The sequence below is a fragment of the Actinocrispum sp. NPDC049592 genome, assembly GCF_040675465.1.
Classification (GTDB): Bacteria; Actinomycetota; Actinomycetes; order Mycobacteriales; family Pseudonocardiaceae; genus Kibdelosporangium.
In genome coordinates, this window is the sequence record NZ_JBFAPA010000002.1 from 657,966 (window position 1) to 681,251 (window position 23,286).

At 68.6% G+C, this 23,286-nt stretch carries 26 protein-coding genes; 12 read left to right on the forward strand and 14 right to left on the reverse strand.

Features of this window, described 5'->3' with window-relative positions:
• The first annotated feature begins 44 nt into the window (after positions 1-44).
• Positions 45-869, forward strand: coding sequence for an aldo/keto reductase (locus AB0J95_RS09700; protein WP_364755056.1), 825 nt, complete (start codon positions 45-47; stop codon positions 867-869).
• Here AB0J95_RS09700 and AB0J95_RS09705 read toward each other — a convergent pair.
• From AB0J95_RS09705 to pfkB, 6 genes are read right to left on the reverse strand one after another with little or no spacing between them, the layout of a single operon-like run.
• The gene (locus AB0J95_RS09705; RefSeq protein WP_364754826.1) at positions 866-1,618 is read right to left on the reverse strand and encodes a DUF427 domain-containing protein; all 753 of its coding nucleotides are present in this window, start codon (positions 1,616-1,618) and stop codon (positions 866-868) included. The two genes, AB0J95_RS09700 and AB0J95_RS09705, sit on opposite strands and share 4 nt — an antisense overlap.
• A 45-nt stretch (positions 1,619-1,663) precedes the next feature.
• Positions 1,664-2,737: a zinc-dependent dehydrogenase gene (locus AB0J95_RS09710; protein ID WP_364754829.1), complete on the reverse strand. Its 1,074-nt coding sequence runs from the start codon at positions 2,735-2,737 to the stop codon at positions 1,664-1,666.
• A gap of 2 nt (positions 2,738-2,739) precedes the next feature.
• A complete protein-coding gene (locus AB0J95_RS09715; RefSeq protein WP_364754831.1) occupies positions 2,740-3,195 on the reverse strand; it encodes a PTS sugar transporter subunit IIA in 456 nt (151 codons plus the stop codon).
• Positions 3,185-3,493, reverse strand: a complete 309-nt coding sequence (locus AB0J95_RS09720; protein ID WP_364754834.1) for a PTS lactose transporter subunit IIB — start codon at positions 3,491-3,493, stop codon at positions 3,185-3,187. The genes AB0J95_RS09715 and AB0J95_RS09720 overlap by 11 nt, the downstream gene beginning before the upstream one ends.
• On the reverse strand, positions 3,490-4,596 hold the full coding sequence (mtlA, locus tag AB0J95_RS09725; protein ID WP_364754837.1) for a mannitol-specific PTS transporter subunit IIC: 1,107 nt from the start codon (positions 4,594-4,596) through the stop codon (positions 3,490-3,492). The genes AB0J95_RS09720 and mtlA overlap by 4 nt, the downstream gene beginning before the upstream one ends.
• 43 nt (positions 4,597-4,639) lie before the next feature.
• Positions 4,640-5,581 (reverse strand): 1-phosphofructokinase, encoded by a 942-nt coding sequence (pfkB, locus tag AB0J95_RS09730; RefSeq protein WP_364754840.1) that lies wholly within the window; start codon positions 5,579-5,581, stop codon positions 4,640-4,642.
• Positions 5,582-5,718: 137 nt separating this feature from the next.
• On the opposite strand from pfkB, the gene AB0J95_RS09735 reads away from it, so the two are divergent.
• Together AB0J95_RS09735 and AB0J95_RS09740 are read left to right on the forward strand one after the other, a co-directional pair.
• Entirely contained in the window at positions 5,719-6,480 is a 762-nt protein-coding gene (locus AB0J95_RS09735; RefSeq protein WP_364754842.1) for a DeoR/GlpR family DNA-binding transcription regulator, read from the forward strand.
• A 93-nt stretch (positions 6,481-6,573) separates the two neighbouring features.
• Positions 6,574-6,858, forward strand: coding sequence for an HPr family phosphocarrier protein (locus AB0J95_RS09740; RefSeq protein ID WP_364754844.1), 285 nt, complete (start codon positions 6,574-6,576; stop codon positions 6,856-6,858).
• A 1-nt stretch (position 6,859) separates the two neighbouring features.
• Here AB0J95_RS09740 and AB0J95_RS09745 read toward each other — a convergent pair whose 3' ends face one another.
• The gene (locus tag AB0J95_RS09745) at positions 6,860-7,486 is read right to left on the reverse strand and encodes a class I SAM-dependent methyltransferase (RefSeq protein ID WP_364754847.1); all 627 of its coding nucleotides are present in this window, start codon (positions 7,484-7,486) and stop codon (positions 6,860-6,862) included.
• 163 nt (positions 7,487-7,649) lie between these two features.
• Here AB0J95_RS09745 and AB0J95_RS09750 point away from each other — a divergent pair, with 163 nt between their 5' ends.
• The 6 genes from AB0J95_RS09750 to AB0J95_RS09775 all read left to right on the forward strand — a co-directional run bounded on the left by AB0J95_RS09750 (position 7,650) and on the right by AB0J95_RS09775 (position 14,912).
• Positions 7,650-10,451 (forward strand): DUF5703 domain-containing protein, encoded by a 2,802-nt coding sequence (locus tag AB0J95_RS09750; RefSeq protein WP_364754850.1) that lies wholly within the window; start codon positions 7,650-7,652, stop codon positions 10,449-10,451.
• A gap of 128 nt (positions 10,452-10,579) precedes the next feature.
• Complete coding sequence (locus AB0J95_RS09755) at positions 10,580-10,954, forward strand: hypothetical protein (protein ID WP_364754853.1); 375 nt, start codon at positions 10,580-10,582, stop codon at positions 10,952-10,954.
• Between the two features lie 65 nt (positions 10,955-11,019).
• On the forward strand, positions 11,020-11,856 hold the full coding sequence (locus tag AB0J95_RS09760) for an aminoglycoside phosphotransferase family protein (protein WP_364754856.1): 837 nt from the start codon (positions 11,020-11,022) through the stop codon (positions 11,854-11,856).
• A 48-nt stretch (positions 11,857-11,904) separates the two neighbouring features.
• On the forward strand, positions 11,905-12,573 hold the full coding sequence (locus AB0J95_RS09765; RefSeq protein ID WP_364754859.1) for a DUF899 domain-containing protein: 669 nt from the start codon (positions 11,905-11,907) through the stop codon (positions 12,571-12,573).
• A 7-nt stretch (positions 12,574-12,580) separates the two neighbouring features.
• Positions 12,581-13,780, forward strand: a complete 1,200-nt coding sequence (locus AB0J95_RS09770; RefSeq protein WP_364754861.1) for a D-arabinono-1,4-lactone oxidase — start codon at positions 12,581-12,583, stop codon at positions 13,778-13,780.
• Positions 13,781-13,805: 25 nt separating this feature from the next.
• Complete coding sequence (locus AB0J95_RS09775) at positions 13,806-14,912, forward strand: epoxide hydrolase family protein (protein WP_364754864.1); 1,107 nt, start codon at positions 13,806-13,808, stop codon at positions 14,910-14,912.
• Here the strand turns inward: AB0J95_RS09775 and AB0J95_RS09780 are convergent.
• From AB0J95_RS09780 to AB0J95_RS09800, 5 genes are read right to left on the reverse strand one after another with little or no spacing between them, the layout of a single operon-like run.
• Positions 14,898-15,548: a response regulator transcription factor gene (locus AB0J95_RS09780; RefSeq protein WP_364754867.1), complete on the reverse strand. Its 651-nt coding sequence runs from the start codon at positions 15,546-15,548 to the stop codon at positions 14,898-14,900. The genes AB0J95_RS09775 and AB0J95_RS09780 overlap by 15 nt on opposite strands.
• Entirely contained in the window at positions 15,545-16,633 is a 1,089-nt protein-coding gene (locus AB0J95_RS09785; RefSeq protein WP_364754870.1) for a histidine kinase, read from the reverse strand. Before AB0J95_RS09785 ends, AB0J95_RS09780 begins: the two co-directional genes overlap by 4 nt.
• A 2-nt stretch (positions 16,634-16,635) precedes the next feature.
• Complete coding sequence (locus tag AB0J95_RS09790) at positions 16,636-17,439, reverse strand: ABC transporter permease (protein WP_364754873.1); 804 nt, start codon at positions 17,437-17,439, stop codon at positions 16,636-16,638.
• Positions 17,432-18,322, reverse strand: coding sequence for an ABC transporter ATP-binding protein (locus AB0J95_RS09795; RefSeq protein WP_364754874.1), 891 nt, complete (start codon positions 18,320-18,322; stop codon positions 17,432-17,434). Before AB0J95_RS09795 ends, AB0J95_RS09790 begins: the two co-directional genes overlap by 8 nt.
• Positions 18,309-18,818 carry a hypothetical protein gene (locus AB0J95_RS09800; protein WP_364754876.1) on the reverse strand — a complete coding sequence of 170 codons (510 nt, stop codon included), beginning with the start codon at positions 18,816-18,818 and terminating at the stop codon, positions 18,309-18,311. The genes AB0J95_RS09795 and AB0J95_RS09800 overlap by 14 nt, the downstream gene beginning before the upstream one ends.
• A gap of 151 nt (positions 18,819-18,969) precedes the next feature.
• On the opposite strand from AB0J95_RS09800, the gene AB0J95_RS09805 reads away from it, so the two are divergent.
• Entirely contained in the window at positions 18,970-19,863 is an 894-nt protein-coding gene (locus AB0J95_RS09805) for a zinc-binding dehydrogenase (protein ID WP_364754879.1), read from the forward strand.
• On the opposite strand, the gene AB0J95_RS09810 is transcribed toward AB0J95_RS09805, so the two are convergent.
• A complete protein-coding gene (locus tag AB0J95_RS09810) occupies positions 19,783-20,805 on the reverse strand; it encodes a helix-turn-helix domain-containing protein (RefSeq protein ID WP_364754881.1) in 1,023 nt (340 codons plus the stop codon). The two genes, AB0J95_RS09805 and AB0J95_RS09810, sit on opposite strands and share 81 nt — an antisense overlap.
• Positions 20,806-20,876: 71 nt before the next feature.
• Between AB0J95_RS09810 and AB0J95_RS09815 the strand changes: the two genes are divergently transcribed.
• Both AB0J95_RS09815 and AB0J95_RS09820 read left to right on the forward strand, forming a co-directional pair.
• On the forward strand, positions 20,877-21,428 hold the full coding sequence (locus tag AB0J95_RS09815; protein WP_364754883.1) for a cysteine hydrolase family protein: 552 nt from the start codon (positions 20,877-20,879) through the stop codon (positions 21,426-21,428).
• A 17-nt stretch (positions 21,429-21,445) separates the two neighbouring features.
• Positions 21,446-22,594, forward strand: a complete 1,149-nt coding sequence (locus AB0J95_RS09820) for an MFS transporter (protein WP_364754886.1) — start codon at positions 21,446-21,448, stop codon at positions 22,592-22,594.
• A 73-nt stretch (positions 22,595-22,667) separates the two neighbouring features.
• On the opposite strand, the gene AB0J95_RS09825 is transcribed toward AB0J95_RS09820, so the two are convergent.
• Positions 22,668-23,258 (reverse strand): sigma-70 family RNA polymerase sigma factor, encoded by a 591-nt coding sequence (locus tag AB0J95_RS09825; RefSeq protein ID WP_364754888.1) that lies wholly within the window; start codon positions 23,256-23,258, stop codon positions 22,668-22,670.
• Positions 23,259-23,286 lie beyond the last annotated feature (28 nt).

Here is a 23,286-nt window from a genome sequence, read left to right on the forward strand (position 1 = left end):
AACTATTGTTCACGCCGCTCGTCACGCTGAAAGGAACACTCGCTGTGCCCGACATTCCCACCGTCAAGCTGAACAACGGCATCGAGATGCCGCAGCTGGGCTTCGGTGTCTTCCAGGTCCCGCAGCAGGAGACCTACGACGCCGTCGCCGCCGCGCTCGAGGCCGGTTACCGCAGCATCGACACCGCCGCCGCGTACGGCAACGAAGAGGGCGTGGGCAAGGCGATCGCCGGTGTGCCCCGCGAGGAGCTGTTCATCACCACCAAGCTGTGGAACTCCGACCAGGGCTACGACGAGACGCTGCGCGCGTTCGACCGCAGCCTCGGCCTGCTCGGCCTGGAGCAGCTCGACCTCTACCTGATCCACTGGCCCGCGCCCGCGAACGACAAGTACGTCGACAGCTGGAAGGCCATCAACAAGCTGCTCGGCGAGGGCCGCATCCGCGCCGCGGGTGTGTCGAACTTCCAGCCGGCGCACCTGGAGCGGCTCATCGACGAGGTCGGCCTGGTGCCCACGGTCAACCAGGTCGAGCTGCACCCGTACCTGCAGCAGGCCGAACTGCGCGCCGTGCACGACCGGCTGGGCATCGCCACCGAGGCCTGGAGCCCGCTGGGCAAGGGCGGGGACGTGCTCAAGGAGGCCGTGGTCACCGCGATCGCCGGGAAGCACGGGCGCACCCCGGCTCAGGTGATCCTGCGCTGGCACCTGCAGATCGGCAACATCGTCATCCCGAAGTCGGTCACGCCGTCGCGGATGGCCGAGAACATCGACGTGTTCGGCTTCCGGCTAGACGAGGCGGACCTGGCCGAGATGTCCACATTGGACAACGGCACCCGGCTCGGCCCGCACCCCGACACGTTCAACGGCTAGGCGAACTTGGTCTTCGGCCTGGGTTGCCGGACTCCGTCGACGAAGGTGTCCACCTTCTCGTTGTAGAAGGCGACCAGGCCGGCGACCTTCTGCGACTCCGGCAACGGGGTGTCGTAGAACCAGGCGATGTCCTCGTGGAGCGTGTCCCCGATGCGCGCCGAGTAGTACTCAGCGGTGCCCTTGTACGGGCAGTGCGACTTGGTTTCGGTGCGCTCCAACAGGTCCAGGCGGACCGCGGTCTTCGGCAGGTAGTAGCGGGTCGGCAGGCCGGTCTCGAACAGCAGCCGCGCGTTCGTGCTCTCGGCCACCGTCACGCCGTCGATCTCCACCCGGATGTGCCGGGAGCTGGCCAGGACGTCCACCCGCGTGTACGGGTCGCGCGGGTGGGTGTAGATCTCCTCGTCCTCCTCGAACCAGTTGTCCATGGCGTCGAAGTCGAACCGGACGAGGTCGCGCAGCTCCTCGATGGGGGAGTCCTGGTGGATCCGGGCCGCGCCGACGGCCTGGTTGCCACCGGATTTGACGGTGTAAAGCGTGGCCTCGCCGCGGCTGGGGGAGGGCGCCGTCTCCCCGGTTTCCACCAGGTCGGCGCGCACATCGCCGCGCGGGAAGTAGTACGCCGGGTAGTACGGGACCTCCCAGACGTACGTGGGGGTCAACGTGTCGGCCACAAGCTCGCCGCCGAGGTAGACGCGGACGCGCTTCGAGCCCTGCTCCAGCCGGACCCGGCCACGAGTTGTCGTGTTCATGACCAGGTCAACAGCCGGGGCAGGGCCCGGATTCCAGCTGAATCCTTACGGTTCGATGGTGACCTTGATGGCCTCGCCGCTGGCCACCGTGTTGATGGCGTCCAGCACGCCGTCGAGCGGCATCCGGTGGGTGATCAGGTCCTCGACCGGCACCGCGCCGGTGGCGATCAGCTCGAGGGCCTTCTTGTTGTGCGCCGGGCTGGAGCCGTTCGCGCCGACGATGGTCAGCTCGCGGTAGTGCACCAGGTTGGAGTCGCACGCGATGATCGGGTTGTCCTTGGGCAGGCCACCGAAGAAGCTGATCCGGCCCCGCCGGGCGGCCATCTTCAGGCCGTCCTCCTGGGCCTTCCCGGCCGCCGCCGCGGTGATCACCACGTCGACGCCGCGGCCGTCGGTCAGCCGCAGCACTTCCTCGACCGGGTCCAGGTCTGCCGAAGATCTGCTTGCAGGGTCGAGCATTGGCGCCGCACAGATGGCCGCGTCCGGCTTGACCAGCGCCGCGGCCATCTCCAGCCGCTGCTTGGACAGTTCCACCAGGTACACCGACTCGGCGCCACGGGCGCGGGCTAGCCGGACGTGCAGACACCCGATCGGGCCCGCACCCACCACGACGACGGTGTCCCCGCTGCCGACCCCGGCCAGCTCCTGTCCATTCAGGACACACGCGAAGGGCTCCGCCACCGAGGCCTCGGCGTAGGAAAGGCCGTCGGGGATCCGGTTGAGACCGTCCACTTTGAGCACCGCGTGCGGCACGATCATGTATTCCGCGAAACCGCCGTCGAAGTGGTAGCCCATGGAGACCTGGTTGGGGCAGATGGTCATCCAGCCGCGCTTGCAGTCCGGGCACTCGCCGCACGGGATCGCGGCGATCACCTGCACCCGGTCACCGGTGGTCCAACCGTCCACATTGGACCCGACCTCGACCACCTCGCCGGCGATCTCGTGCCCGATCACCCGGGGCGGGTCGATGTGGTGGTGGCCGAACCGGAAGATCTTCAGGTCGGTGCCGCAGGTGGAACAGTTGTGCACCTTGATCTTCAGCTCGTCCGGGCCGGGCGTGGGCTCGGGCGCCTCCTCGATGCGGATGTCCCCGGGCGCGTAGAAGCGCGCGACCTTCACAGCTAGTTCTCCTCGTCGATCGACTGCAGCAGGCGGATCACGGTCTCGGCGTCGGGTGCTTCGCGCAGCTCGGCCGCCTTGGCGGGGTCCATCAGGATCATCGCGAGCGACGAGAGGATCCCGACCTGCTCGGACCCGTGCGCCGCGATGCCGACGCAGAGCTTCGCCACGTTGCCCGAACCCCAGTCCACGCCATCGGGGAACTGCAGGACAACCAGCGAGGTCTGTTTGACGTACTGGCGGGACGCGTCGGTGCCGTGCGGGATGGCCACACCCTCGCCGATGAAGGTGGACACCGACTCCTCGCGCTCGTGCATGGCGGGCAGGTACTCGGCGCTGACCGCGCCGACGTCCAGCAGCGCCTGTCCACATTGGTCGATCGCGTCCGCCCTGCCCGAGGCGGTCCGGCCGAGCCGGACCCCCTCGGGCGTCAGCAGCGCCGTGCGCTCAGTCGGCAAGCGACCCACCGTCCCGGATGGCCGCCTCCACCTTGTCGAACACCGGGTCGCCCAGGAAGCTCTGGAAACCCAGGATCACCTTGTCGCCGCTGCCCTTCTTGGCCCGCGCCAGCAGGGTCGACTGGCACAGCACGACATCGGCGTCGGCCGGGATGTCGTTGACCGGCGTGTGGCTGACCGAGACCTTGTACGGCTTGAGCCGCTTGGCCAGCTGCGAGGCGACCATCACGCTGCTGCCCATGCCGGCGTCACAGGCGATGACCACCTTCTTGATGGCGGAACCCTCGATGGTGCTCATGCTGCTCCTTTGACTTCGCCGCCGTTGGCGATTTCGCGTTCCCGTTCCGCTGCCTTCTCACCGCGGCCGAACTTCATCAGCACGGCTGCCACCACGAAGCTCACCGCGGCCGACAGGACGATACCGGCGATGACACCGAAGTAGCCGCCCTTGGGCGTGACCGCCAGGACCGCGATGATGCTGCCCGGCGACGGGGTGGCGACCAGGCCGGCGCCGGTGATGCTGAACACCAGCACACCCGTTGCGCCACCGGCGATCGCGGCGATGATCAGGCGCGGGGCCGCGAGGATGTAGGGGAAGTAGATCTCGTGGATGCCGCCGAGGAACTGGATCACGATCGCCCCGGGAGCGGTCGATCGCATGGCGCGCACGCCGAACAGCGTGATCGCGAGCAGGATTCCCAGGCCTGGCCCGGGGTTGGGCTCGATCAGGAACTCGATCGCCTTGCCGTTCTCGGCCGCGTGCGCGACACCGAGTGGCGACAACACGCCGTGGTTGATGGCGTTGTTGAGGAACAGCACCTTGGCCGGCTCGACGATGATCGACACCAGCGGCAGCAGGTGCGCGTCCAGCAGGAACTGCACGCCGTTGCCCAGCGCCTTGGTGATGCCCTCGACCGCCGGCCCGATGCTCAGCAGGCCGAGGATGGCCATGACGCCGCCGATGATCCCGGCGCTGAAGTTGTCCACCAGCATCTTGAAGCCGGCGCCGACCTTCACGCCCACCGAGTTGTCGAACAGCTTGAGCAGGAACGCGGTCAGCGGTCCGATGAGCATCGCGCCGAGGAACATCGGGATGTCCGCGCCGACCGCGATGCCGATGGTGGCGATCGCGCCGACCACCGCGCCGCGCTGGCCGTGCACCAGCCGGCCGCCGGTGTAGCCGATCAGCACCGGCAGCAGGATCTTGATCATCGGGTTGACCAGCTCACCGATGTGCGCGTTCGGCGTCCAGCCGGTCGGGATGAAAAACGCGGTGATCAGACCCCACGCGATGAAGGCGCCGATGTTCGGCATCACCATCCCCGCGAGGTAGCCACCGAAGCGCTGCACCGAGGCCCTGATCTGGTGCGCCTTCGAGGGCGCCGCTTCTGTATCTGTCATCGTCGACACTTCCCGTTGCTGTTCGTCCGGCAAAACCAGTAACTCAGTGGTCCCCCTGAATCCCCCGGCCGGCGTCGATCTCGTGCACTGTGACCAGTTCCGGCCGCAGATCATCGGGACGGGGCATGGTGCTGCCCGGCAGGGACACCGCGGCGGCGCCCCAGGCCACCCCGGACACCAGCGCCCGCTCGCCGTGCCCGCCACCGGCCAGGAACCCGGCGAGCGTGGCGTCGCCCGCGCCGACCGTGCTGCGGGCCTGCACGACCGGGGCCTCGGCGTGCCAGCACCCGTCTTCGCAGACGAGGACGGCGCCGTCGCCGCCCAGGCTGGCGAGCACGGCTCCGGCGCCGAGACCACGGATCTCCTGAGCGGCCTCCACCACGTCCCCGAGTGTCCTCAGTGGACAGCCGACGGCCTCCTCCAGCTCGTGGTGGTTCGGTTTGACCAGCGCCGGCTTGGCTTTGAAGGCCGCGCGCAGCGCTGGTCCGCTCGTGTCCAGCGCGACCCGGACGTCCTCGCCCGCGAGCCGGCCGAGCAGCTCGGCGTAGAACTCCGGCTCGACGCCCGGCGGGAGGCTGCCCGCGAGCACCACCCACGCGGCGTCGCGGGCGGCCGTGATCACCGCGTCCGCAAGGGCTTTCGCCTCCGCTGCGGACAACCGCGCACCCGGCTCGTTGAGCTTGGTGACCGTGGCGTCCGGTTCGATGACGCTGACGTTCATCCGGACCGGCCCCAGCGCCGGTACCCGGACGACCTCGATCGAGTAGTCGCTGAGCAGGCTGATCAGCTGCTCGCCCTCGGCGCCGCCGGCCGGCACGACCGCACGCGCCTTGATCCCGTTGCTCACCAGGGCGCGGGCCACGTTGATGCCCTTGCCGCCCGGCTGGACGTGGACGCCGGTGGCCCGGTGCAGCCCGCCACGTACCAGCCCCGCCACCTCGATCGTCCGATCGACGCTCGGGTTCGCCGTCACCGTGACGTACACGCTGCTCCCACCTCCATGTTGCTCCACGTTGAGCCAATATTGGATTCAGTGATTGTGCATGTGTTCATGTGGCTTTGCAAGGGGCGGATGTTGATTCTTCGTTGCCGAGTTGTGTGAACCCACATAAAGTCACATCCATGTACGCGGAGGAACGACAGCAGGTGATCCTCGAGCGGGCCCGCGCGAAGGGGCGTGTGGACGTGGCCGCGCTCGCGGAGGAGTTCGACGTCACCACCGAGACGATCCGGCGGGATCTGACCGTACTCGAACGCCACGGTGTGCTGCGGCGGGTGCACGGCGGCGCCATCCCGGTGGAGCGCCTGGGGTTCGAGCCGGCGTTGTCGGTGCGCGAGACGGTGATGACCGACGAGAAGACGCGGATCGCCAAGGCCGCGCTCGCCGAGTTGCCGGAGAACGGGACGATCCTGCTCGACGCGGGCTCGACGACGGCCAAGCTGGCCGACGCGCTGCCGGTCGACCGTGACCTGACCATCGTCACCCATTCGGTGAACATCGCGCTGTCGCTGATCACCCGGCCCAACGTGACGGTGATGCTGGTCGGCGGGCGGCTGCGCAGCCGGACCCTGGCCTCCGTGGACGCGTGGGCGCTGCAGGCGCTGCGGGACACCTTCGTCGAGGTCGCTTTCATCGCCACCAACGGGGTTTCCGTCGAGCGGGGGCTGACCACGCCCGATCCCGCGGAGGCGATGGTGAAGAAGGCGGCCATCGCGTGCGGGCGCCGGTGCGTGCTGCTGGCCGACCACACCAAGGTCGGCAACGACCACTTCTCCCGGTTCGCCGACCTGGGCGACATCGACACGTTCATCACCGACTCGGCCATCGACTCCGAGGTCGCGGCCGAGATCGGGGCCGCCGGTCCGAAGATGGTCATGGTGTAGCCACGTATTCCAACATAAAACCAAACAAAACCCTTGCGTAACCACATTCGTCCTGGTTACCGTGTCCTCCTGACCTGCGGACAAGGGAGTGACATGGCGACCACGCGAGTGAAGATCGGATCTGCCGTCGGCCTGCATGCCCGTCCCGCCGGACTGCTCGTCCAGGCCGCGTCCCGCCAGCCGGTCCCGGTGCTGATCGGCCGCCCGGGCACCGCGGGTGTGCCGGCGGCCAGCATCCTCGCCGTGATGTCACTGGGTGTGGCCGGTGGCGAGGAGGTCGAGCTGACCGCCGAGGGCGAGGGCGCCGAGGCGGCCCTGGAAGAGCTCGCCGCCCTGCTGGCTCAGGACCTGGACGCGGACGCGCCCGCGAAGAACTGAGTCATCTTCGCGCGAACAGGATCGCGCTCGGCTTGTCGTGCGGGTCCGTCAGCAGCTCGGCCTCGACCGTGAACCCGGCCTCGCGCAACCACTCCGCGACCCGCTCCGGCCGGCGGCGGTGGACGTGCACCTTCATCGGGTGGCCGCCGTAGCCCTCGGTCTTCAGCTTCGACTCGTCGCCGACGTGGAAACCGAGCTGCAGCGGGCTGTTCGGGCGCAGCACCCGGTGGAAGTGCTCGAGGACGCCCGGCACTTCCTCGTCCGGGATGTGGATCAGCGACCACCAGGCGATCAGGCCCGCCGCGGACTCGTCTTCCAGGTCCAGCTCCGTCATCGAGCCGACCTCGAAGCGCAGCCCGGGGTGGGTCTTCCTGGCGAGTTCGATCATCCCGGGGGAGAGGTCGATGCCGAACGCGTCGACGCCCAGGCCGTTCAGGTGCGCGGTGACTTGCCCTGGGCCGCAACCGATGTCGGCCACCGGCCCGTTCTGCGCCTTCTCCGCGAACAAGGCCAGCGCCATGCGTAAGTACGGCAGGGTGGCCAACGAGTCGCGCACGACATCGAGGTAGCTGACCGCCACTGTGTCGTACGAGATCCGGGTGTCGGTCAGCCAGCCGTCCGTCGTCATGACCGGCACCGTACTGCAAGATCATCTCCGGGTTGTGTGGAAGCGCTCTCGCTGTGACCGGTTAATGGCGATACATCCGATCTATATCTTGACTGCCTGTGATGATCTGCTTACGCTGTCCTTCGGTTAATTCATGCATTGAACTAATCCGAGTGGATGGCCGATGACTCGACGCCGTGTCTTATGCCTGTCCTCATTGGTTCTGCTGTCGTTGGTGAGTGTCGGAGCGCCCGCCGGTGCCGCTCCGGCCACCACGGCGTGGCAGAACGGGTCGTTCGTGGTCGACCGCCCCAACCTGGTGCATAGATCCGATGTCATCCTCGGCCGGCCGAACACCGCCGCCACCGAGTCCATGCCGTTGGGCAACGGTCAGCTGGGCGCTGCCGTGTGGGCCGCGGGCGGGTTCACCGCGCAGCTCAACCGGACGGACACGTTCCCGGACCGCAAGTCGCTCGGTCAGGTGGTGATCCCAGGGCTTTCGCGGCTCACCGGCGCCACCGACTTCACCGGCCGGCTCGACCTCTACGACGGCATGCTGCGCCAGTCCGGCGGTGGCATGACGATGACCGCGTTTGTCCGCGCGGACACCCAGCAGCTGGTCGTCGACGTGACCGGCGCCGACCCGAACAGCACCCAGACCGCGCAGGTCAAGCTGTGGAGCCCGCGGTCGCCGCAGGCGCGGGCGTCCGGGGGAGTGGCGACGCTCGCCGAGACGTGGGTGGACAACACCGCGACCGGCAACTCGGGGCGGACGTTCGGCGCGATGACCGGCATCAGCGCGGGTGGCCGCAACGTTGCGGCGTCCACACCGGACACTCGGACCGCGCAGGTTTCGTTCCAGCCCAACGCGGACGGCTCGTTCCGGATCGTCGTCGCGGCCCCCTCGTGGACCGGCGGCGACGCCATCGCCACCGCGAACTCGGTGATCAACGGCGACACAACCCGGCCGGACGTGCGATCCGGGCACCTGTCGTTCTGGCACAACCACTGGGACACCGCCGGGCTGATCAAGATCACGTCACCGGATGGCATCGGTGACTACGTCGAGAACCTGCGCACCATCAACCTGTACCTGAGCGCGGCGCAGAGCCGGGGCGTGCTGCCGGGTTCGCAGGCGGGCGTGGCCGACCTGTTCACGTTCTCGCAGGACCACCGCGACTGGTACCCGAGCGGCTACTGGTTCTGGAACCTGCGCATGCAGATGCTGGCCAACATGTCCGCGGGCCTGAATGGTCTGAACGACCCGTACTTCCGGTTGTACCGGGACAACATCAACGCGATCGCGTCCTGGACGCAGGGCCACATGCCTGGGCGGCAAGGGTTGTGCGTGCCGGAGACGATGCGGTTCAACGGGAACGGTTACTACGAGGGCGGTTCGGCGGTGAACAACGCCTCCTGCGACTCGACGATCGCGCCTTCGTACAACTCGCTCAACGTGACCACCGGCCCGGAGATCGGCCTGTGGGTCTGGTGGACCTACCAGATGACCGACAACCGCTCGTTCCTGTCGGCCAGCTACCCGCTGATCCGCGGCGCCGCGCAGTTCCTGTTGTCCCACGCCACAACGGGTTCCGACGGCAGGCTGCACACCCTCTCGAACGCGCACGAGACCCAATGGGGCGTCACGGATCCGACCACGGACATCGCCGCGATGCAGGCGTTCTTCCCGGTCGCGATCAAGGCGGCGCAGACCCTCGGCCAAGATCCTGGCCTGGTCGACCAGCTCAACGCGGCCATCGCCAAGATCCAACCGTTGCCCCGCACGGACACCGCCACGCAGCAACAGCTGCTCACCCCCGCCGACGACGCCAGCGGCCGCACGATGATCGGTCTGTCCAGGCAGCCGACCGCTCAACGCCACAACAGCGAGAACATCGGCCTGGAGGCAGTCTGGCCGTATGGCCTGATCGGCGATACTGACGCAATGACGGCCCTGGGCCGCCGTACCTACACATCCCGCAGCTACGTCAACGGAAACGACTGGAGTTACGACGCCCTGCACGCCGCTCGTCTAGGCCTGCCCAGCGACATGCGGACCGCGCTGATCGCGGCCATCCAGCGCTACCAGGTGTATCCCTCCGGACTGGCGAGCTTCACCGCGCAACCCGCGTTCGAGCCGTACATCGAGCAGACCGGCGTCCTCGCTTCCGCTGTGGCAGAAGCATTCGTCCAGGACTACGACGGCCTGCTGAGGATCGCGCCCGCCTGGCCCTCGGACTGGACCGGCGAAGGCACGGTGTACATCCAGCACAACACCAAGGTCCACCTCCAGATCAACGCGGGTGTCCCCACAACCGTTGCGGTGGCCGCGGGTTCCTCCGACCCCATCACCGTCCGCAGCCCTTGGCCCGGCCAGAGCGTCACCGTCGTCGACGGCCAAACCCGCGCCACAGTCGTTGCCCCCCAGGCAAACGCCACCTTCACCATCCCCACCCAGCCGGGCAAGTCCTACCTCATCGAACGAACCTCAGCCCCCACCAACACCCAACCGTTCGCGGCCCTCACGGGAACCCCGGCCACCACCGCGAAACGAACCGCCAACGTCACCATCGGCCTCCCCAAACCCACCGGCGGCAACGGAACCATCAGCCTCCGCTCCCGCGCGAACAACCAATACGTCAGCGTAGCCACCAACTCCCAACTCATCGCCAGCAAAACCTCGATCGGCCCCACCGAACAGTTCGACATGATCGACCTCGGCAACAACAACATCGCCCTCCGCGCCCACGCCACCGCCAAATACGTCGCCGCCGAAAACGCCGGAGCCCAACCCCTCATCGCCAACAGAGACACAGCCGGCCCCTGGGAAACCTTCCAGCTGATCCACAACCCCAACACCACAGTCACCTTCCGCGCCACCATCAACAACCGCTACGTCTGCGCCGACAACGCCGGCGCCGCCCCCCTCATCGCCAACCGAGACGCCATCGGCCCCTGGGAACAATTCGACCTCATCACCAACTAACCCCAAACCCCGAGGCAAGACGTGCGGAAACGCACCTAGAGGAAGGCATTCAAGGGGTCCCCACACCAAATCGATCCGCACGCCCCGCCACGGCGCCCACGAGCGCCCCCAGGTCTAGGGTTTCAAGGATGGGGCCCCTCAGAGCCGGAGTCATCGCCGCCACAGCCAGCGGCATCCCGTCGACAGTCCACGCCCTCGTCACCGGCAGGAATGTCCTCGCGGCAACAAGGGCAGCGGGAACGCTCCTCCCCGGCAGCAAGCCGACGATCATCCGCGGAGCGGTCGCCCACGCGATCATCTCGACCGGCTGGACCACAGTCATCAGCACGGCCAACAAGCACTGGAAGCTGGGCATCACAGGCGGGGCAGCGGCAGGCCTGGCGATAGCCGCCCTCGACCTCGGCATAGCGGCGAAGAGGTACCCGGCGGTGAGAGCCCTTCCACAACTGCCGCAAATCCTGGACCATGTAGCTTTCGGCGCCATCCTTGGGGGACTGCTCTGAACACGCACCGCTACCGCCGCCACCTCACCCTCGAAGACCTGAAAGCCATCCCGGGTCTCTCCACAGTGGACGGCTTCGAGGAACTCACCGAGGCCAGCTACAACACGGTCTACCGCATCAGGACCAACGGCCAGGGGCGGATCCTCAAGGTCGCCCCCGACCCCACGGCCCCCGGCCTGGCCCACGAACACGACCTCATCCGCACCGAGGCCATGTTCTACACCCAGGCCAAAGGCAGGATCCCGGTCCCGGAGGTGATCCACGCCGACGACGAACACCTCCTGATGACCGAGCTCCCCGGCCACAACTGGTTCGGCCGCGACGAACCCAACCACGCCGAGCTCCGCCGTGAACTCGGCGCAATCGTCGCCAAGCTGCACACCATCGAAGGCGAGACCTTCGGCTACCCCCAGCAGCCACCCAAAGCCACCTGGCGCGAAGCCTTCACCGGCATGCTCGAAGACGTCCTCAACGACGCCGAGCGCTACGGAGTCGACCTCCCCGAGATCAAGGACAGCCTCGGCAAGAACGCCCATCTCCTCGACGCGATCCGCAAACCGGTTCTCGTCCACTTCGATCTCTGGCCAGGCAACATCCTGATCCACGACAACAGGATCAGTGGCCTGGTGGACGGCGAACGAGCCTTCTGGGGCGACCCCGCGGCCGAGTTCGTCTCCCTGAGCCTGTTCGGCGACATCGAGGACGACAAGGACTTCCTGGAAGGCTACGGCAATCCGGAGTTCACAGTGGACACTCGCCGCCGGATCGCCCTCTACCGCACGTACCTCTACCTGATCATGATCGTGGAGACGGTCCCACGCGGCTACGAGGGCGACCACCACGCCCAGGTGATGGCCCTGACCAGACGCCTGCTCGACGAGCAACTCCAGAGACTGCGATGAGTTCTCCCGGCGACACCAGTCTGTACTCCTGAGGAAAGGAGAGCAGACATGAGTCTCCCCGAGGTGGTCACCCGAGACCAATGGCAGCAGGCCCGCGACGAACTGCTGCTCAAGGAGAAAGCGGCCACGAGGGCCCGGGACGTCCTGAACGCCGACCGCCGCCGCCTCCCGATGGTCGAGATCGGCAAGGACTATGTGTTCGAAGGCGATCTCAGCCTGGCCGACCTGTTCGAAGGCCGGATGCAACTGATCGTGTACCACTTCATGTACGCCCCGGAGTGGGATGCGGGCTGCCGCAGCTGCTCGGCGTTCCTCGACCAGATCGGCCACCTGGCCCACCTCAACGCCCGGGGCACGACCTTCGCCTCGGTCTCCCGTGCCCCACAAGCCCAGCTGGACAAGCACAAGCAGCGAATGGGCTGGAGCCACATCCCGTGGTACTCCTCGAACGGCAGCGACTTCAACGAAGACTTCCACGCCACCAGGGATGACGGCGAGTACCCAGGGATCAGCGTGTTCCTGCGAGACGCCGGAGGCGGCACCTTCCACACGTACTCGACGTACGCTCGAGGGCTCGACGGCCTGGGCAGCACGACGACCTTGCTGGACCTGACGCCGCTGGGCCGCCAGGAGGCGTGGGAGGAACCCAAAGGCCGCGCCACCGGCCTCGGCGCCCCGGCGGGAAGTCCTGCGCTGAAGTACCACGACGAGTACTAATGGTGTTGTGGCAGAACTGAACTGGGCACGCAACGTCACCTACCGGGCCAAGACGATCCACCGCCCCACCGAGGTCGGGCACCTCCAGGAACTGGTGGCGCGCACCCCGAGGATCCGCGCCCTGGGCACCAGGCACGCCTTCAACAAGATCGCCGACACGACCGAGGACCTGGTCAGCGTGGCGGGCCTGCCGCAGGTGATGGAGATCGAGAACGGCCGGGTAAGGGTGACCGCCGGCCTGAAGTACGCCGACATCAACCCCCACCTGGAGCGGTACGCGCTGCCGAACCTGGCCTCCCTGCCGCACATCTCGGTCGCCGGTGCCTGCGCCACGGCAACCCACGGCTCAGGCACCGGCAGCCTCTCGACCGCGGTGTCCGGCCTGGAGATCGTGACCGCGGACGGGGAGCTGCGAACCATCGAGAGAGGCGACCCCGACTTCGACGGTGCGGTGGTGAACCTTGGCGCGCTGGGAATTGTCACCGCGGTGACCCTGGATCTCGTGCCGTACTTCGAAATCCGCCAGTATGTCTACGAAGGACTGTCGCTGACCGAAGACCTGCTGGCGATCCTGCACAGCGCCTACAGCGTCAGCTTCTTCACCGACTGGTCCAGCGACCGAATCACCCAGGTCTGGGTCAAGGAGCGAACCACCGACCCGCACGTGGACATCCCGGCGACCCCGGCCGACGGCCCCCGCCACCCGGTCGCGGGCATGCCGGCCGAGAACTGCACGCAGCAGATGGGCGTCCCCGGCCCGTGGTACGCCCGCCTCCCACACTTCCGCCCCGAGTTCACACCGAGCGCGGGCGATGAGCTGCAAGCCGAGTTCATGGTCGCCAAGGAGAACGCGGTCGACGCACTCCACGCGATCAACGAGATCCGCGACCAGATCCACCCGGTCCTGCACATCAGCGAGGTCCGCACGATCAAGGCGGACGCCCTCTGGCTCAGCCCGTTCTACCACCGCGACACGGTGAGCATCCACTTCACGCTGCACTCGGACGCCGACCGCGTCCTGCCGGTGATCGAGCTGATCGAGCGCCGGCTCCGGCCGTTCGACCCGAAACCGCACTGGGCCAAACTCTTCACCCGGACCTGCGACTACGAACGCGGAGCCGACTTCAAGGCGCTGGCCGCCCGCTGGGACCCGGAGGGCAAGTTCGGCAACGAGTTCACGAAGCAGTTCATTGCGGTCGGAAACTGACCGCAATCGCCGGTACGGTGATGTCATGACTGAACAGATCATTCCGTTCCGCATCAAGGTCCCGCAGGCGCAGCTCGATGACCTGAAAGAACGTCTCAGCAACGCCCGTCTGCCCGCGCCGCTGCCCGGCGACGGGTGGGACACCGGCGTGCCCACGAAGTGGCTGCATGAGCTGGTCGACTACTGGCGCACGAGCTACGACTGGCGCGCCGCCGAGGCCGAGCTGAACTCCTTCCCGCAGTTCACGACCGTGATCGACGGCCAGAAGATCCACTTTCTCCATGTCCGCTCGGCCGGGGAGAACGCGCTTCCGCTGCTGCTGACCCATGGCTGGCCGGGCTCGGTCGCCGAGTTCGTCAAGGTCATCGAGCCGCTGTCGCGGAGGTTCCACCTGGTCATCCCGTCCCTGCCCGGCTTCGGCTTCTCCGGGCCCACGAACGACAGCGGCTGGAGCACCAACCGCATCGCGCGAGCCTGGGCCGAGCTGATGACCCGGCTGGGCTACGAGCGGTTCGGCGTGCAGGGCGGCGACATCGGCGCGATCGTGAGCCCGGAGGTCGCCCGGGTCGCACCCGATCGGGTGATCGGCGTCCACCTCAACGGTCCGCCCGCGTACCCGCTGGGTGACAACGAGGGCCTCACCGAGGTCGAGCAGGATCGGCTGAAGCGGTTCGAGGCGTTCCAGCGCGAGGAGATGGGCTACATCCACATCCAGTCCACCCGCCCGCAGACCCTGGCGTACGGCCTGGTCGACTCCCCGGTCGGCCAGCTGGCGTGGATCATGGACAAGTTCCGCGAGTGGACCCACCCACGGCAGACCCCGCCGGACGAGATCCTCGACCGCGACTGGCTGCTGACCAACGTGATGATCTACTGGCTGACCGGCACCGCCGGGTCCGCGGCCTACGTCGGCTACGCGCAGACCGGCGCATGGGGCGCGAAGGTCGAGGTCTCGAAGGTGCCGACCGCCGCGCTGGTGTTCGCGCACGACATCAGCATCCGCCGGTACGTCGAACGCGCGCACACCATCACGCGGTGGACCGACGTCGACAAGGGCGGCCACTTCGCGGCCATGGAGGAACCCGGGATCCTGGTCCAGGACGTGCTGGAGTTCTTCTCAGACAAGGCCTGACTGGTAGGCGAACACCACGAGCTGGGCCCGGTCACGGGCGCCGAGCTTGATCATGGCCCGGCTGACGTGGGTGCGGGCGGTGGCCGGGCTGACGACGAGACGTTCGGCGATCTCGTCGTTGGTCAGGCCCTCGCCGACCAGCGCCACGATCTCCCTTTCCCGCTGGGTCAGGGAGTCCAGCTGCGGGTGCGGCTTGGCGGCGCGGCTGGGCTGCCCGGTGAACTCGCTGATCACCCGCCGGGTCACCGACGGCGAGAGCAGCGCCCCGCCCGCGGCCACCAGGTGGATCGCGCGGACCAGCTCGTCGGGTTTGGTGTCCTTCAACAGGAATCCGCTCGCGCCGTACCTGAGCGCGTCGAACACGTACTCGTCCAGCTCGAACGTGGTCAGCACGATGATCTTGGCGCGCTCGCAGGCCGGGTCGGCCACGATCCGCCGGGTCGCCTCGATCCCGTCGATCCCGGGCATCCGCACGTCCATCAGCACGACGTCCGGCTGCAGCTCCCGGGCCGCGGTCACGGCGGCCAGCCCGTCGGCGGCCTCACCGGCGAACTCCAGGCCGTCCTCGTTCTCCATCAACGTCCGCAGGCCCAGCCGGATCAGGTCCTGGTCGTCGACGATCAGCACGCGGGTCACGACGCCTCCACCGGGATCGACGCGCGAACCTCGAACCGGCCGTCCCCGGTCGGCCCGGCGCTGAACGAACCACCCAAAGAGGTGACGCGTTCGCGCATTCCAGGGATGCCGAAGCCACCGCCCGAAGTCACCGGGGCGGACGCGGGGTTGGAGATCGCGATCACCACGCCATCATCCTCGTAGCTGACGTTCACCGTGGCCCGTTTGACCTCGCTGTGCTTGAGAACGTTGGTCAGCGACTCCTGCACGATCCGGTAGCCGGCCAGGTCGACGGCCGCGGGCAGGTGCCGGGACTCGCCGCGCACGTCCACCTGGACCTGCATCCCGGCCTTGCTCATCCGGTCCTGCAGCTCGGCGAGGTTGTGCAGGCCGGGCGCGGGGGCGCGGTCGGCCGACCGGACCACGGTCAGCGTCGCGCGCAGCTCGTCCAGCGCGGCCTCGCTGGTCTGGCTGATCGCGGTCAGCGCGATCTCGGCCTGTTCGGGCTTCTTGGTCAGCAGGTGCAGGGCGATGTCCGCCTGCATCTTGATCGCCGCCAGCCCGTGGCCGACCACGTCGTGCACCTCCTGGGCGACGCGCAAACGTTCGTCCGCCACCCGCTGGCGGACCGCCTCGGCCCTGGCCTGCTCGACCGACTCGCGGTTGGTCCGGATGATCACGCCGAGCGCGAGCGGCACGAGCACCCAGCCGATCGCCGGGATCAGGCCGTAGAGATCCGGGAACGCCCCCCGGTTGGTCAGCAGGTGCGTCAGCAGGACCACCAGCGAGATCCCGCTGGCCAGCACGGCCGTGCGGAACGGCTCGTAGCGGCCGACGGTGTACACCGCGATCGCGTACCCGAGGAAGACCGGCCCATACGGGTTGTTCAGCAACAAGTACGTCGTGATCAGCGTGGTCGAGACGGCCAGCGTGGGCAGCGGCCAGCGGCGCCGCACGAGGAGTACGGCGCCGCAGCCGGCGGCCAGTGCGAGCCCGAAGCCGTCCACGTGCTGCCCGGCGCCGGTGAACATCCGCGAGGCGCCGATCGACCCGCCCACGCTGACCACCGTCACCGCGAACGCGAGGACGACATCCGAGACCTTCATGGCTAGATGATGTCCCGTCGCCGCAGCAGCCAGCCACCGATTCCGGCGAACGCGATCAGGTACGCGGTGACCACGAGCGCCGCCGGGCCGCCGCTCACCAGGGCGTCGACCCCGGGTGCCTGGTTCGGGCCGGTGATCGCGGCGACCAGCGAGCCCGCGTTCGGCCCGGGCAGGCCCTTCTGCAGCTGCGCGATGAAGTCCAGCATCGGCGCGGCGATGGCGGACAACAGGTTCTGGATCGCCAGCATCCACACCAGACCGAGCCCGATCGGCAACGCCACGCCCCGCAACAGGATCGCGAGCAGCACGCCGAGCGCGCCCCACATCGTGCTGACCAGCCAGCCCGCGCCGAACCCCTGCAGGATGTCGAGCACCCCCGGCCAGGCCATCGGCCTGCCCTCGATCCCGGCGATGACCGCGCTGGTCGCAGCGCTGAACGCCATCAGCGCGAGCACCATCACGAACGTGCCCACCGCGACCGTGACGAGCTTGGCCCCGTACACGCTCAACCGGGAAGGTCGTTGCGCGAGAACGGTTTTCCAGGTCTCCCAGCCGTACTCGCTGCCCGCCACCAGCACGCCGAAGATCAGCGCGAGCGCGCCGATGAACAGCGGCAGCCCGGCGATCGAGCTGGACACGAACCCGCTGGGCAGCATCGCGTCCAGCCCCCGGCTGACCGGTCCGCCCGAACCCGCGTACGGGATGATGTAGGCGAACGTGATCGTCTGCACCACGGCGATGGCCAGCAGCAGCCAGCTCGCCGGGCGGTGCACCTGCTTGGCCAGTTCGGCCCGGATGTTATGCATGGTGACCTCCGGTCAGCTGCAGGAACGTCTGCTCGAAGTCGGGTTCGCGCCAGCGCAGCTCGCTGACCTCGACGCCGGATCCGACCAGCTCGGCGTTGATCCGGGCGGCGTCCGCGGGCGTGACCTCCAGGTCGAGGTGGTCGCCGTCGACGATGACCTTGTGCACGCCGATCATCGAGGTCAGCACCGAGCGGGCCCGGTCGAGCGGGGCACCGACGACCCGCAGGGTGCCGCCCGCGCGCAGCTCGGCCACGGTGGTCTCGGCGACCAGGCTGCCCCGGCTGATCACGCCGACCCGGTCACAGATCTGCTCGACCTCGGCCAGTAGGTGGCTGGACAGCAGCACCGTGCAGCCGTCCGCGGCGAGCTTGCGGATGGTGACCCGCATGTCGGCCATGCCGGCCGGGTCGAGGCCGTTGGTCGGCTCGTCCAGGATCAGCAGCCGCGGGTTCTTCAGCAGCGCCGCGGCCAGGCCCAGGCGCTGTTTCATGCCCAGCGAGTAGGTCGAGTACCGGCTGTCCGCGCGTTCGGTGAGGTCGACGACGTCGAGGACCTCGTCCACACGGGACAGTGCGACACCCGCGTGCCCGGCCAGCACACGCAGGTTGCGGCGGCCGGACAGGTACGGGTAGAACGCCGGCCCCTCGATCAGTGCCCCGACCCGGTCCAGGAACCCAGGTCCGGGCTCCTGGCCCAGCACCCGCAACCGGCCCGACGTCGGCCGGATCAGGCCGAGCAGCATCCGCAGCGTGGTGGTCTTCCCGGCACCGTTGGGCCCGAGGAACCCGTAGACCTCGCCGGGCCGGACGGTCAGGCTGACCTTTTCGACCGCTTTGGTGGTGCCGAAATGCTTGGTGAGGTTGTCTGTCTCAATCGGATTCATCGCGGACACGCCCCCATGGCTTGAAAACGGACAGGATCGTGGCGAAGAGCAGGGTGGCGGTGGACACGATCGGGGGAAAGACCATCGTGTCGTCGGTGGCGCCGCCGGCGGCCGCCGCCTCGACGCCCGGGCGCAACAGGAACAGCACCAGGACGCAGAGCACGACGTTCAACGCGAGCTTGACCGCCACCCACCAGTAGCGAATCAGCCCGTACTTCGAGCCCAGGCCCAGCACGATGCCGCTGACCAGGCACAACAGGCCCGCGGTGAGCAACGGCCAGACGGCGAACTGGGCCAGGCCCTGGTACATGGTGAGCGCGGTCCCGGTGTCGGCCAGCGCGGTGAACACCAGGACGCCCATCACGACGTCCATGCCGATCCACACGCCGGACGACACGATGTGCAAGACGAGGAAGCCTTTGCGCGGGTTCTTGGCGAGCCGCATCCCGTCCCTCGCGGGTCGTTCGGCGATGTTTCCCGCCCGTGCTGTAGTCATGGGCTCTATGGTTCGGCGGCGGGCGGGCATGGTCGTCCGCCCGAACGCGGCTCTCGGTCTACGCACTGGCGCGTACGCCGGGGAATAAGTCTGCGTACGCGGGAGTTCGTTCAAAATTGAACGAACTGGGTCGTCTGACGGAGGTAGTCCGGTGCGAGCACTGGTAGCGAACCCCACCACACAGTCCGGCTTGGAGCTGGCCGAAGCGCCGGATCCGGTGGCCGGGCCGGACGAGGTCCTGATCGAGGTGAAGGCGGTCTCGCTGAACTTCGGCGACGTGAACGGCATCGCACGGGCCAAGCCAGGCACGGTCCCCGGCTGGGACGCGGCCGGTGTGGTCGTGCAGGCCGCGGCGGACGGCTCCGGGCCCGCGGTCGGCGCGCGCGTGTCGTCGTTCCACCACAACGGCGCCTGGGCCGAGCGGCGCGCGGTTCGGACGCAGGACGTGGGTGTCGTGCCGGACGCGGTGGATTTCGCTGTGGCCGCGGCGGTTCCGGTCGCGGGTGTGACCGGTGTGCAGAGCCTGCGGGCGTCCGGGCCGATCGAGGGCAAGCGCGTGCTGATCACCGGGGCTTCCGGTGGTGTCGGCCGCTACACCGTGCAGCTGGCCGCCGCGCAGGGCGCGCACGTCATCGCCGCTGCCCGTCGTGGTGAGGGCCTCGCCGAACTGGGCGCCGACGAGGTTGTGTCCACCTTGGACGGACTGGACCCGGTGGACGTGATCATCGACACCGTCGGCGGGCCGCAGCTCGTGCAGGCGTGGGGTCTGCTGGCGCCCGGTGGCGTGCTGCAGAGCATCGGCTGGACGTCTTTGGAGCCCGCGACCTTCCCGCCGTACGCGACCGTGGGACAGCCGAAGTCGTTGCGGGCCTTCGAGGCCGTCAGCCCGTTCGGCCCGGACATCGAGGAGGTGGCCCGGTTGGCCGCCGAGGGCAGGCTCACCGTGGACCTGGGCTGGCGGGGGTCATGGGAGCGGTTCGAGGAGGCCGTCGAGGCGCTGCGCGGCCGCAGGGTCGCCGGGAAGGCCGTTCTCGAGCTGGGCTGACCCGCCGAAGGTCCTGCGGTAGCTGTCCGGGCTGACGCCGATCTGCGCCTTCATCCGGCGGCGCAGGTTGGCGGCGGTGCCCATGCCGGATCGCTGCGCCACACTGTCCACAGTGAGCGATGTCGTCTCCAGAAGTCGTTGCGCCAGGCGGATTCGCTGGATCGACAGCCACCTGCCGGGGGTGCTGCCGGTGGCGGCGACGAAGGCGCGGTGGAACGTCCTGTCGCTCATCCGGGCGTGCCCGGCCAGGTCGGTGATGCCGATCGGGTCGCCGAGCCGGGCCATTGCCCAGTCCACTGTGGACGCGATGCTGACCGGCGGCTGCTCGGGGACCGGCGCTTCGACGTACTGGCGTTGACCGCCGTCCCGGGCCGGTGGCATGACCAGGCGCTTGGCCAGCCGGGTCGCCACCTGCGCGCCGAAGTCCCGGCGGATCAGGTGCAGGCACAGGTCCAGGCCGCCGACCACGCCCGCCGACGTGTAGACCGGACCGTCCTGCGTGTACAGGACGTCCCCGCTGATGTCCGCTTCCGGTGCGGCTTTCGCCAGGTCGTCGAGCAGCGCCCAGTGGGTGGTCGCCTTGCGGTTGGTCAACAGCCCCGCTGCGGCCAGGGTGAACGCGCCCGAGCACAAGGACGCCACGGTGGCACCTCGGGCGTAGGCGTTCTTCAACGCCCTTCGCGCGGACTGTGGCACGTCCGCCAGGTGGTCGCCGCGGCCGGTCGCGAGGACGAGATCGCACTCGTCGAGGCCGCTCAGACCGTGCGTCGGGACGAGCGCGCCGACGGGGTGCATCGGGATGGTCACCTTGCCGGGCGTGCAGATCCGCAGCTCGAAGGGCGGCAGACCGGTGTCGGCGTGCGGGCGGCCCCAGACTTCGGCGGCGACCGCCGTGTCGAACGTCCGGGTGCCCTCGAGGACCAGCAAGCCGACAGTGCGCATGGCAGAAAAGTACCGGATCGCGCCGGTTTTGCCACTCCCTTCGTGGCGCTGCCCGCGGCAGGCTTGCCGGCATGACAACAGCTTTGATCGTGATCGACGTGCAGCTCGGCTTCGACTCCCCGGACCTGCCGCCGCGCAACAACCCGTCGAGCGAGAGCAACATCCGCGAGCTGGTGACCGCCTGGCAGGCGGCCGGGGAGCCGATCGTGCTGGTCCGGCACGACTCGCTGAAGCCGGAGTCGCCGCTGCGGGCCGGCACGCCCGGCAACGCGTTCAAGCCGGAGCTCGACGGCGTCCAGCCGACCCTGATGTTCACCAAGAACGTGAACTCCGCCTTCCACGGCCACGTCGACCTCAAGGCGTGGCTGGACGCCCGCGGTATCAAGGACATCGTGGTGATCGGCATCCAGACCAACTGGTGCGTCGAGACAACCGCCCGCGTCGGCGGCAATCTCGGTTACCACGTCAGGGTTGCGATCGACGCCACGCACACCTACGACGCCACCACCCCGGATGGCGCGGTCGTGACCGCCGACGAGCTGTCCCGCGCCACGGCGGCAAACCTCCACTCGGGTGGGTTCGCCGAGATCACATCGACGAAAGCAGTGCTGGCATCGCTCTGACCGCTAGTTTCGTCGTGGTGAGGATCGTTGGAGGGCTTGCCACGTTGGCAATGGCGTTCCCGAACCTGCCGCTGTTCCTGGTAGGGGCGCTGGCGCCGGCTCTGGTGGCCTCGTTCGGGATCGCCCGGCCGCTGCTGGGCATCCTGGGTACCGCAGGCTATGGCGTGGGCGCGCTGTTGTCGCTGGTGATCGGCCAGGTCGTGGACGCCGTGGGCGCGCGGCGGGCCATGCTCGTGCTGTTCGGCGTGGTCGCCGCCGCGTTGGCGGTGTTCGCACAGGCTGGGGACTACGGGGTACTTGTGGTCGCGATCGCTTTCTGCGGGGTGGCACAGGCGTTGGCCAACCCGGCCACGAACAAGCTGATCGCCTCCCACATCCCGGTTTCGCGGCGGGGGCTCATGGTCGGGATCAAGCAGTCCGGGGTGCAGCTCGGGGCGTTGGCCGCCGGGCTGCCCTTGGCCGCGCTGGCCGGTGGCCTGGGCTGGCGGGTCGCGGTGTGGACGGCCGCGGGGTGCGCCTTCGTCACCATGCTCGCGAGCGGGTTGCTGCCGCGCGATCCACCTTTACGCCGGGCGGCGCGGTCTTCTGGCCCGGTGGATCCGGCGGTGTGGTGGCTGATGGGGTTCCAGGCGTTGCTGGGCGCGGGAACCGTTGCGGTGAACACCTATGTGGCGTTGTTCGCGACGCAGGACCTCGGCTTCGGTCCACAGGTGGCCGCGGCTTTGGTGGCGGTGCTGGGGATCGCCGGGATCGCGGGCAGGCTGGGCTGGTCGCGGCTCGTCGCGAACGGCCGTCCGGCCGGGAAAGTGCTGGTACCACTGGGGCTGGGCGCGGCGGTCGCGGCGGTGATCCTGCTGGCGGCGGCCTCGCTGGGAACCTTCCTGGCCTGGGTGGGGGTGCTGGGGATCGGGGTGTTCGCCGTGTCGGGCAACGCGGTGTCCATGCTGGTCGTGTTGTCGTTGCCGGGGGAGCAGGTCGGGCGGCACTCCGCGCTGGTGTCCGCCGGGTTCTACGGCGGGTTCGCGGTCGGGCCGCCGTGTTTCGGCCTCCTGGTGGACCTCGGCGGGTACTGGCTCGCGTGGTCGTTGGTGGCGCTGGAGTTCGCGGCGGCGGCCGTGGTGGGTTGGGCATGGCTGCGCACGACCCGGAAAACCGCGCCGGTATAGTGTCCACACTGGACATTCCAGCCGGCCCACGCCGGACCGGTCCGGCTCCCCGCCCACTGGTCCGGCGTCGTCCTCACATCGCCGAGCGGTTGCCGCCGGTGTCCCGCATGGCCTTGATCAGGTCGTCGCGGGCGCGCGCCACGCGGGACCGGATCGTGCCGATCGGGCAGTCGCAGACCTCCGCGGCGTCCGCATAGGACAGTCCGAGCGTCTGGGTGAGCACGAAGGCCTCGCGGCGGTCCTCGTCCAGGCCGCGGACCAGCTCCGCCAGCAGCACGGCGTCCTCGAACCCGTCCACCGGCTGGGAGCGTTCGACGGCTGCCGCCCAGTCGGCCAGGTCGGCCTTGCGCGGCCGGACCGAGGTGGCCCGGATCTGGTCCACCACGACCCGCCGCGCGATCGACAGCAGCCAGGTCCGCGCGGACGAACGGCCCTCGAACCGGGCCAGGCTGCCCAGCGCGCGCAGGTAGGTCTCCTGGGCCAGGTCGTCCGCCAGCCGGACGTCGCCGAGGTGCGCCACGAGCCGCCAGACGTCACGCTGCGTGGCGCGCACGAACCGCTCCAGGGCGGTACGGTCACCCCTTCGGGCGGCGAACGCCAGCCGGGTGATCTCGGCGTCGGTCTCCACAAGGACGACAACGTAGCGTAACGCTGTGGCGTTCACCGGCGGAGGGAATGAAAATCACCCTGGG

Bases quoted from the DNA above. Each gene is read 5' to 3' on its own strand.
- AB0J95_RS09750 (WP_364754850.1), top strand. From the start codon at position 7,650: ATGACTCGACGCCGTGTCTTATGCCTGTCCTCATTGGTTCTGCTGTCG.
- AB0J95_RS09775 (WP_364754864.1), top strand. From the start codon at position 13,806: ATGACTGAACAGATCATTCCGTTCCGCATCAAGGTCCCGCAGGCGCAG.
- AB0J95_RS09740 (WP_364754844.1), top strand. From the start codon at position 6,574: ATGGCGACCACGCGAGTGAAGATCGGATCTGCCGTCGGCCTGCATGCC.
- AB0J95_RS09810 (WP_364754881.1), bottom strand. From the start codon at position 20,805: ATGCGCACTGTCGGCTTGCTGGTCCTCGAGGGCACCCGGACGTTCGAC.
- AB0J95_RS09720 (WP_364754834.1), bottom strand. From the start codon at position 3,493: ATGAGCACCATCGAGGGTTCCGCCATCAAGAAGGTGGTCATCGCCTGT.
- AB0J95_RS09745 (WP_364754847.1), bottom strand. From the start codon at position 7,486: ATGACGACGGACGGCTGGCTGACCGACACCCGGATCTCGTACGACACA.
- AB0J95_RS09800 (WP_364754876.1), bottom strand. From the start codon at position 18,818: ATGACTACAGCACGGGCGGGAAACATCGCCGAACGACCCGCGAGGGAC.
- AB0J95_RS09755 (WP_364754853.1), top strand. From the start codon at position 10,580: ATGGGGCCCCTCAGAGCCGGAGTCATCGCCGCCACAGCCAGCGGCATC.
- mtlA (WP_364754837.1), bottom strand. From the start codon at position 4,596: ATGACAGATACAGAAGCGGCGCCCTCGAAGGCGCACCAGATCAGGGCC.
- AB0J95_RS09735 (WP_364754842.1), top strand. From the start codon at position 5,719: ATGTACGCGGAGGAACGACAGCAGGTGATCCTCGAGCGGGCCCGCGCG.
- AB0J95_RS09795 (WP_364754874.1), bottom strand. From the start codon at position 18,322: ATGAATCCGATTGAGACAGACAACCTCACCAAGCATTTCGGCACCACC.
- AB0J95_RS09815 (WP_364754883.1), top strand. From the start codon at position 20,877: ATGACAACAGCTTTGATCGTGATCGACGTGCAGCTCGGCTTCGACTCC.
- AB0J95_RS09785 (WP_364754870.1), bottom strand. From the start codon at position 16,633: ATGAAGGTCTCGGATGTCGTCCTCGCGTTCGCGGTGACGGTGGTCAGC.
- AB0J95_RS09765 (WP_364754859.1), top strand. From the start codon at position 11,905: ATGAGTCTCCCCGAGGTGGTCACCCGAGACCAATGGCAGCAGGCCCGC.
- AB0J95_RS09705 (WP_364754826.1), bottom strand. From the start codon at position 1,618: ATGAACACGACAACTCGTGGCCGGGTCCGGCTGGAGCAGGGCTCGAAG.
- AB0J95_RS09790 (WP_364754873.1), bottom strand. From the start codon at position 17,439: ATGCATAACATCCGGGCCGAACTGGCCAAGCAGGTGCACCGCCCGGCG.